General features: G+C 69.4%; 7 protein-coding genes, 1 tRNA gene and 1 rRNA gene. 5 read left to right on the top strand and 4 right to left on the bottom strand.

Features of this window, described 5'->3' with window-relative positions:
- From rrf to EDF50_RS14195, 4 genes are all read left to right on the top strand, one after another.
- Positions 1 to 86: ribosomal RNA gene (rrf, locus tag EDF50_RS14210) — 5S ribosomal RNA — on the top strand; the annotation flags it as partial.
- A 98-nt stretch (positions 87 to 184) separates the two neighbouring features.
- Positions 185 to 1,675: a glutamate--tRNA ligase gene (gltX, locus tag EDF50_RS14205; RefSeq protein WP_123520157.1), complete on the top strand. Its 1,491-nt coding sequence runs from the start codon at positions 185 to 187 to the stop codon at positions 1,673 to 1,675.
- Positions 1,672 to 2,607: an NAD(P)/FAD-dependent oxidoreductase gene (locus EDF50_RS14200; RefSeq protein ID WP_123520156.1), complete on the top strand. Its 936-nt coding sequence runs from the start codon at positions 1,672 to 1,674 to the stop codon at positions 2,605 to 2,607. The genes gltX and EDF50_RS14200 overlap by 4 nt, the downstream gene beginning before the upstream one ends.
- A gap of 54 nt (positions 2,608 to 2,661) precedes the next feature.
- A tRNA-Gln gene (locus EDF50_RS14195) sits at positions 2,662 to 2,733 on the top strand.
- 444 nt (positions 2,734 to 3,177) lie between these two features.
- Here EDF50_RS14195 and purL read toward each other — a convergent pair.
- From purL to EDF50_RS14175, 4 genes are all read right to left on the bottom strand, one after another.
- Positions 3,178 to 5,493 carry a phosphoribosylformylglycinamidine synthase subunit PurL gene (gene purL / locus EDF50_RS14190; protein WP_123520181.1) on the bottom strand — a complete coding sequence of 772 codons (2,316 nt, stop codon included), beginning with the start codon at positions 5,491 to 5,493 and terminating at the stop codon, positions 3,178 to 3,180.
- Between the two features lie 35 nt (positions 5,494 to 5,528).
- A complete protein-coding gene (gene purQ, locus EDF50_RS14185; protein WP_123520155.1) occupies positions 5,529 to 6,224 on the bottom strand; it encodes a phosphoribosylformylglycinamidine synthase subunit PurQ in 696 nt (231 codons plus the stop codon).
- Complete coding sequence (purS, locus tag EDF50_RS14180; protein ID WP_123520154.1) at positions 6,224 to 6,487, bottom strand: phosphoribosylformylglycinamidine synthase subunit PurS; 264 nt, start codon at positions 6,485 to 6,487, stop codon at positions 6,224 to 6,226. Before purS ends, purQ begins: the two co-directional genes overlap by 1 nt.
- A gap of 282 nt (positions 6,488 to 6,769) precedes the next feature.
- Positions 6,770 to 8,119 (bottom strand): acyltransferase, encoded by a 1,350-nt coding sequence (locus tag EDF50_RS14175; RefSeq protein WP_123520153.1) that lies wholly within the window; start codon positions 8,117 to 8,119, stop codon positions 6,770 to 6,772.
- A 129-nt stretch (positions 8,120 to 8,248) separates the two neighbouring features.
- Between EDF50_RS14175 and EDF50_RS14170 the strand changes: the two genes are divergently transcribed.
- A complete protein-coding gene (locus tag EDF50_RS14170; RefSeq protein ID WP_123520152.1) occupies positions 8,249 to 8,749 on the top strand; it encodes a Fur family transcriptional regulator in 501 nt (166 codons plus the stop codon).
- The last annotated feature ends 34 nt before the right edge of the window (positions 8,750 to 8,783 follow it).

Here is an 8,783-nt window from a genome sequence, read left to right as displayed (position 1 = left end):
GTCACATTCCGAACCCGGAAGCTAAGACTCTCAGCGCCGATGGTACTGCAAGGGGGACCTTGTGGGAGAGTAGGACACCGCCGGACTCCTTTTAGGTAACACCAGAAAGGCCCCTTCTTCGGAAGGGGCCTTTCTGCGTTTAACGCTGATCACGCGGGGTCGCCCCCCGGTAAGATCGACATCGATGTCAGCTCCCTTCTCGACCGCCACCGGCACTGATGTGCGCGTGCGGTTCTGCCCCTCGCCCACCGGAACGCCGCACGTCGGCCTCATCCGCACCGCCCTGTTCAACTGGGCTTATGCCCGGCACACGGGCGGCAAACTCGTGTTCCGCATCGAAGACACCGATGCGGCCCGAGACAGCGAAGAAAGCTACGAGCAGATCCTCGACGGACTGCGGTGGCTCAAGATCGACTGGGACGAGGGCGTCGATGCCGGGGGGCCTCACGGGCCCTATCGGCAGTCGCAGCGCCACGACATCTACCGCGAGGTCATCGACCGGCTCCTCGAGCGTGGTCTGCTCTACGAGAGCTTCGCCACGGGTGACGAGATCGAGGCTCGCAACATCGCTAACGGTCGAGACCCGAAGCAGGGCTACGACAACTTCGAGCGTGACCTCAGCGACGAGCAGCGTGCCGCGTTCCGGGCCGAGGGTCGCCAGCCGGCTCTCCGGTTGCGCGTGCCCGACCGTGACCTCAGCTTCGACGATCTCGTACGGGGTGAAATCACCTTCCCCGCCGGTTCGTTCAGCGACTTCGTCGTCGTCCGGCCCAACGGCGTCCCGCTCTACACGTTCGTCAACCCGCTCGACGACGCCCTGATGGGCATCACACACGTGCTGCGCGGTGAAGACCTGCTGTCGTCGACGCCCCGGCAGATCGCGCTGTACGAAGCACTCGTCGAGCTCGGGGTCACGACGTTCGTCCCGCGGTTCGGCCACCTCCCGTACGTCATGGGGGACGGCAACAAGAAGCTGTCGAAGCGCGACCCCGAATCGAACCTGTTCCACCACCGTGACCGCGGGTTCATCCCCGAGGGTCTCGTCAACTACCTCGCCCTCCTCGGCTGGTCCCTGACGCACGATCGGGACGTGTTCTCCATCGACGAGATGGTCGCCGCCTTCGACGTCGTCGACGTGAACCCGAACCCGGCTCGCTTCGACGTGAAGAAGGCCGAGTCGATCAACGGCGACCACATCCGCCTGCTCCCGGTCGACGATTTCACCCAGCGTCTGCTGCCCTACCTCGAGGGCGTGGTCAGTGCGCCGCCGACCGAGGCAGAACAGACGGTGCTGGCCCAGGCCGCCCCTCTGGTCCAAGAGCGCATGACGCTCCTGGCCGAGGCTCGGGGCATGCTCGCGTTCCTGTTCGTCGCCGACGACGAGCTGGTCTACGAGGACGACGCGCTGGCGTCACTGGGTGAGCGGTCCGGTGAGGTGCTGCGCGCCTCCTCGGCTGCCCTCGAGGGCGTGACCGAGTGGACGCACGAGCCGATCCAGGCCGCCCTGAAGACGGCTCTGGTGGACGAGCTCGGGCTCAAGCCCCGCGTGGCCTACGGGCCCTTGCGGGTCGCGCTCTCGGGTCGCCGAGTGAGTCCGCCGCTGTTCGAGTCGATGGAGATCCTCGGTCGCGAGTCGACCCTCGCCCGGCTCGCCTCCCTCGCCGATCGCTCATGACCGAGTTCTACGACGTCGCCGTCATCGGAGGTGGTCCGGCGGGGCTGAGCGCCGCGCTGAACCTGGTCCGCGCGCGCCGACGCGTGCTGCTCATCGACAGCAACAGGCCGCGCAACTCCGCCACGCTCCTCTCGCACGGGTACCTCACGCGCGACGGCATCTCGCCGCTCGAGCTGCGCAGGCTCGGACGCGACGAGTTCTTGGCCTATGAGGGGGCAGAACATCGCCAGACACTGGCCACGAAGGTGGCCGAGGTCGACGGTGGTTTCGAGATCTCGTGCGAGTTCCGCGGGCAGCAGTCGTCCGCCGTCGCGGGAGTCGTCCTGGTGACGACGGGGCTGACCGAGACCCTGCCCGAGATCGCCCAGTTGAGGGCGTTCTACGGCACCTTCATCCACAGCTGCATCGAATGCGACGGGTACGACAAGCGCGATCAGCCGCTCGCCTTGATCGGAGAGCACCCCGACCTCACCGAACGTGCCCTGCTCCTCTCGCAGTGGTCGGACGACCTCATCGTGTTCACGCACGGTTCGGACGCCGTGAGCCCCGCGGACGAGGCGATGCTGTCGGGCCGTGGCATCGCGGTAGAACGTCGCCGGGTCGCGAGCATCGACGGAGATCGAGACGGCATGCGCGGCATCGTCCTCGAGGACGGCTCCGTCGTACGCCGCGCCGGCGGCTTCGTGAGGCCCGAGTGGTCAGGTGCGTTGGACTACGTCGCGCCCACAGGAGCCGATCTCGACGGCGACGGACTGCTCGTCGTCGACGCGCACGGTCGCACCTCCGTGCCCGGGCTCTACGCCGCCGGCGAGAGCACTGCCCCCGGTCCCCAGCAACTCATCGTCGCCGCCGGTGACGGTGCCCGTGTTGCGGCCGTCATCAACCGCGACCTCATCGGTGGCCTCGAACACCTGGCGGATGCTGTACAGTAGACGTCGGTCCAGGTGATGGGCCGACAGTGATGTAAACCTCACGGTTGTCATCATTGGGGTATGGTGTAATTGGCAACACGACTGATTCTGGTTCAGTTGTTCTTGGTTCGAGTCCAGGTACCCCAGCAATGCATGCCCCTTGACCTGACGGTCCGGGGGCATTGCCGTTCGTGCTGGTGGGGCCCCCTCCGGCGCTCTGTTCGGCTTCGCCGAACGCGGGCGGACGGCCGGGGTTCAGGGGCCAGCGACGTGCCCGTCCGTCGGCGCCGCGTTCGTGTGCAATTCGCGACCATGCAGAGGCGACACGCCGCCTTCAGGTCGCGGCTGGCGCCTCCTGCGATGTGTTCTGTCGCGATTTGCACGGGCAGGGTTGTTCGGCAGGTCGGGTTCGGCGCAGCTTGGGTGTGCGGCAGGTCGGGTTTGGCCGTGCGGGTTCGTTGAGGCCGGAGGTGACATCGGGCGGCAGCACGGGGCGTGTCGGAACAGCGAAGCGGGCGAGTGCGCCGGAACGGGTCGACTGGTGTCGACCGGTTCCGACGGACTCGCCCGGTTCGGGGGAGGGCGGGGCTGCTACTCGCCGATCGTGGCTCCGAAGCGGGCCGGGAGCGTGCCGCGGTGGGTGCTGCGCAGCTCGTCGATCGACACCGTGAAGACGTCCTGCACCTCGAGCGAACCCGACTCGGCGTCGGTCACACCGATGCGGGCCACGGGGTAGCCACGGCCCTCGCACAGGCCGCGGAATCGGACGTCGTCCTCGCGGGGCACCGAGACGATGACGCGACCGGTGGACTCGCTGAAGAGCGCCGTGGCGACGTCGATGCCGTCACGCTCGAGCACCTCGCCCAGCCACACGCGTGCGCCGACGCCGAAACGCAGCACGGCCTCGGCGAGCGCCTGCGCCAGGCCGCCGTCACTCAGGTCGTGGGCCGCGGCGATCAGCGACTGGTCGCCCCCGGCGTGCAGCAGGTGCGCGAGTCGTGCCTCGGCCGCGAGATCGACGGCCGGCGGACGGCCACCGAGGTGGTCGTGCACGACACCGGCCCAGGCCGACCCGTCGAGCTCGAGCGCCGTGGTGCCGAGCAGGTAGATGTTGTCGCCCTCGTCCTGCCAGCCCGACGGGATGCGCTTGGCGACGTCGTCGATGACTCCGAGGACGCCGACCACGGGCGTGGGGTGGATCGGGCGCGTGCCGGTCTGGTTGTAGAACGACACGTTGCCCCCGGTGACCGGGATCTCGAGCTCGAGGCACCCGTCGGCAAGCCCCTCGACGGCCTGCGAGAACTGCCACATGACCTCGGGGTCTTCCGGGCTGCCGAAGTTCAGGCAGTCGGTGACCGCGGCCGGCACGGCTCCGGTCACGGCGACGTTGCGGTACGCCTCGGCCAGCGCCAGACGTGCACCCTGCTTGGGGTCGAGCTGGCAGTAGCGCCCGTTCGCGTCGGTCGCGATGGCGAAGCCGAGACCGGTCTCTTCGTCGACGCGGATCATGCCGCCGTCGTCGGGGAAGCTCAGCGCCGTGTTGCCCAGCACGTAGGTGTCGTACTGGTTGGTGACCCAGCTCTTGTCGGCCAGGTTGGGTGAGCCGAGCAGCTCGATGAACTGCTCTCGGAGCACCGCGTTGCCCGTGGGGCGGGGCAGCGACGACGCGCTGTCGGCCTGCAGGGCGTCGATCCAGCTCGGGTAGGCGACGGGGCGCTCGTAGACCGGACCGTCGACGGCGACCGTGCGGGGCTCGACGTTGACGATCTCTTCGCCGTGCCAGTTGATGACGAGGCGGCCGGTGTCGGTGACCTCGCCGAGGACGCTGGTCTCGACGTCCCACTTCGCCACGACGGCGAGGAACGCGTCCAGTTTCTCGGGACGCACGACGGCCATCATGCGCTCCTGGCTCTCGCTCATCAGGATCTCTTCGGCCGTCAGCGACGGGTCGCGCAGCAGGACGTTGTCGAGCTCGATGAACATGCCGCCGTCGCCGTTCGAGGCGAGCTCGGACGTGGCGCAACTGATGCCGGCCGCACCGAGGTCTTGGATGCCCTCGACCAGTTCGTCGCGGAACAGCTCGAGGCAGCACTCGATGAGCACCTTCTCGGCGAACGGGTCGCCGACCTGCACGGCGGGACGCTTGGTGGGCCCGCCGGAGGAGAACGTGTCGGAGGCGAGGATCGACGCCCCGCCGATGCCGTCGCCGCCGGTGCGGGCACCGAAGAGGACCACCTTGTTGCCGACGCCTCGAGCGTTGGCGAGGTGGAGGTCTTCGTGGCGCAGGACGCCCACGGCCAACGCGTTGACCAAGGGGTTGCCCTGGTAGACCGCGTCGAAGTAGGTCTCGCCACCGATGTTGGGCAGGCCGAGGCAGTTCGCGTAGAAGCTGATGCCGCCGACGACGCCGTCGACCACGCGGGCCGTGTCGGCGGCGTCGATGTCGCCGAAGCGCAACTGGTCCATGACGGCGACCGGACGGGCGCCCATCGAGATGATGTCGCGGACGATGCCGCCGACGCCGGTGGCGGCACCCTGGAACGGTTCGATGTAGCTGGGGTGGTTGTGCGACTCGACCTTGAAGGTGACGGCCCAGCCGCCCCCGACGTCGACCACCCCGGCGTTCTCACCCATGCCGACCATGAGGTTCTTCTTCATGGCGGGTGAGACCTTCTGGCCGAACTGGCGGAGGTAGATCTTGCTCGACTTGTACGAGCAGTGCTCGCTCCACATGACCGAGTACATGGCGAGCTCGCCGCTGGTGGGTCGACGGCCGAGGATCTCGCGGATCGAGGCGTACTCGTCGGCCTTGAGGCCGAGGGCGCCGTAGGGCTGCTCTTTGTCGGGCGTCGCCGCGGCGTTCGCCACGGTGTCGGGCACGTGGCCCTCGGGGCGGACGTCGATCATCTCGGCGTCGTGCGTGGCGCGGTCGGTCTGGTCGGTCACTTGGCGAGGGCCCTCTCGAGAGCGGACGTGAAGAAGGTCAGGCCGTCGATGCCGCTGGACATCGCGGCGGGGGTGTCGGGGCCGAAGCCCTCTTCGACGGCGTGCTCGGGGTGCGGCATGAGGCCGACGACGTTGCCCCGGGCGTTGGTGACGCCGGCGATGTCGTCCATCGACCCGTTCGGGTTCACGCCGACGTAACGGAAGGCGACCTGCCCCTCGCCCTCGATGCGTTTGATCGTGTCGGCGTCGGCGATGAAGCGACCGTCGGCGTTCTTGAGGGGGATGGTGATCTCTTGCCCCTCGGTGAAGCCGTTCGTCCAGTCGGTGCGAGCGTTCTCGACGACGAGGCGCTGGTCTCGCCGGATGAACTGCTGGTGCGCGTTGCGGGTGTGCGCACCCGGGATCAGGCGGGCCTCGGCGAGCATCTGGAATCCGTTGCAGATGCCGAGCACGGGCATGCCCGCGTTCGCGGCGTCGACCACGTCGGCCATGATCGGCGAGAAGGAGGCGATCGCACCGGCGCGCAGGTAGTCGCCGTAGCTGAACCCGCCGGGCAGGATGATCGCCTCGACGCCCTTCAGATCGTGGTCGCCGTGCCAGAGGGCGACGGGCTCGCCGCCCGCGAGCCGGACCGCACGCTGCGCGTCACGGTCGTCGAGGGAGCCGGGGAAGGTGACGACGCCGACGCGCATCAGAGCGTGACGGGAGCGTCGGCGACGGTGATCGAGACGACGTCCTCGATGACCGAGTTCGAGAACATGTCGTCGGCGAGCTCGCGGACGTCGGCGAGGACCGCGTCGGTCACCTCGCCCTCGACCGTGACCTCGAAACGTTTGCCGATGCGGACGTCGGTGAACGCGCCCTTGCCGAGACGGGAGAGGGCGCCGGCGACGGCCTTGCCCTGGGGGTCGAGCAGTTCAGCCTTGGGCATGACCTCGACGACGATTGTGGGCACTGGTTTACTCCTGCAGAGGCGTCAACGGGTGGACGCGACGAGTCTACGGCAGCCACGCGCGCCTCCTGGTGGTGGTGTCACGTGCTCGCGACGGGCCGACGGCGATGGTCAGCAGAATGCGAGGCTCTTGTCAGCCGGATCATGGACTCGAGCCGCAGAGTGTTCTCAGCGGACAGAGCGCAGGCCTCGTGATCGGGCCTTCTGTCCGGCTTCCGGTCGACGGGTTCCTGATCCGCCCCGAGACCGCCGGACGCCCGGCCGAACCCCCCGTCGGTCGGGCGTCTACCCCTCTCGCGCCTCGTCGGCCGTCGCGAGGCCGCCCGCCGGGGCCGTCTCGGCCGGCTGAGAGCTCGCGTGCACCGGTCGCGATCGGCCGAGCAGCCAGACGGCCAGGGGCAGGCAGATCGCCCCCGCGACCGCGTTGCGCAGGTCGAGGCCCTCGTGCATCACGTCGAACGGCGGGCCGATCGCGAGCACGGCTGCCGCACCGATCAGCCACCAGGAGGCGCGGCGCCGGCCCTCGGGCAGCGCTCGCGGTGGCAGTTCGAACCGTGCCGTCGCGAGCGACACGAGACAGGTCAGCCCGATGACGAGGGCCCAGATCGGCAGGCGAGTCCACCACCAGACGGCCGTCGAGGGCTGGGGGAGCGGTCCGCCCACGATCAGCAGAACCCCGAACAGGGCGATCAGCAGCGGCAGGTGCCACAGGTAGATGGTCATGCCCCTGCTGCCGATCGCGAACACGACAGCGCGGGCGGCGGGCGTGGTCATGAGGCGGGACAGGGCGGGGTGCAGGAGCGAGAGCAGGCAGATCTGGGCCACCCCGAGCACCATGAGCGGCACGGTCGGCGGGTTGAGATTGCTCAGCATGTCGTCGGACCACGGCCCGACCGTCGTCAGCGGGACCAGGGCCGCGTAGGCCACGACGGCGACGACGAGCAGCACGACCCGCGGGGTCCGACGGAACAGCCCGTCGGCGTACGCGAAGCCGAGCTGTTGCACGAACAACCACACGAAGGCCAGGTTGAGGAGGCCGACCGCCGTGACGCCGGTGCCGTACCGCACCGCGTCGACCAGGACGGCCGCGACGACCAGGACCACGAGGGTCGCCCAGGGACGGGTCGCGTGCAGCCGGGCCATGACCGGCACGAGCACCTGCGTGATGCCGTACGCGGCGAGGAACCAGAACGGCGAGCCCACGCCGGTCGCCACGACGTCGCGCAGCTCGGGATCGACGCCGAGCAGGGTCGCCACGGCGAGGGCGATCGCGAGGACGGCGAAGACCGCGCTCGCCGGGCGTGCGAGCCTCAGCAGTCGGCCGCGGACGAAGTCGCCGGCGTCGGCGCCGCGGCGGCGCGCGCCGGCCCAGGCCGTGGCGCTGGCGAACCCGCCGACCACGAAGAAGAGCGGCATGATCTGGCCGGCCCACGTCGAGAGGGCGAACCAGGGCTGCTCTTGGAGGGGACGGTTCACCACGACGGCGCCCGTCGCGTCGACGGCGACGCCGACCATCATCACGTGGATCGCCACGACCAGCAGGACGCAGAAGACGCGGGCGAGGTCGACCACGAGGTCTCGCCCCGGGGGGACGACGGGGGTGGCTGACGACGGTGTCGTGGCGGTGGTGCTCATGTCGACGACGCTAGCGATCCCCTGGCGTCCCGGGGTGGTTGTCCACAGGCCGGGTGGCCGAAGCCGAGAAGAGCCTCCGAGCAGCCCTCAATTGTTTTGATCCGATCAAAAGAGTGGTTCACTGGTCACATGACCGATCCGATCGACGATCCCCGTGAAGCCCTGCGCTCCGCCGGGCTGCGCGTGACCGAGCCCCGGCTCGCCGTGTTGCGCGCCCTCGAGCCGGCACCGCACGCGGCCGCCGAGCAGGTCTTCGCGCGGGTGGCCCTCGAGCTGCCCGGGACGTCGGTCCAGGCGGTGTACGGCGTGCTGAACGCGCTGACCGGAGCGGGACTGGTGCGCCGCATCGAGCCCGCGGGCTCGGCCGCCCTGTACGAGCTGCGGACGGGCGACAACCACCACCACGTGGTCTGCGGGGTGTGCGGCTCGGTCGCCGACGTCGACTGCGTCGTCGGTCACGCCCCCTGCCTCACCCCGTCGCACGACTCGGGGTACCTCGTGCAGACCGCCGAGGTGACCTTCTGGGGCCTCTGCCCGGCCTGTCGGGCGGCCGAGGCCCTGGCGGCGGCGGGCGACGAGCCGGTCCGCGCCTCCTCGTCCGACGCCCCCGCGGCGGTGGCCGCTCCCTGAGCGGGCCTCGCACCCTGATCTCACACGACGACGA

The sequence above is a fragment of the Frigoribacterium sp. PhB24 genome (assembly GCF_003755185.1).
Taxonomy (GTDB): domain Bacteria; phylum Actinomycetota; class Actinomycetes; order Actinomycetales; family Microbacteriaceae; genus Frigoribacterium.
Note: the sequence above shows the minus strand (reverse complement) of the source record. Positions and strands in the feature narration are given on the sequence as shown.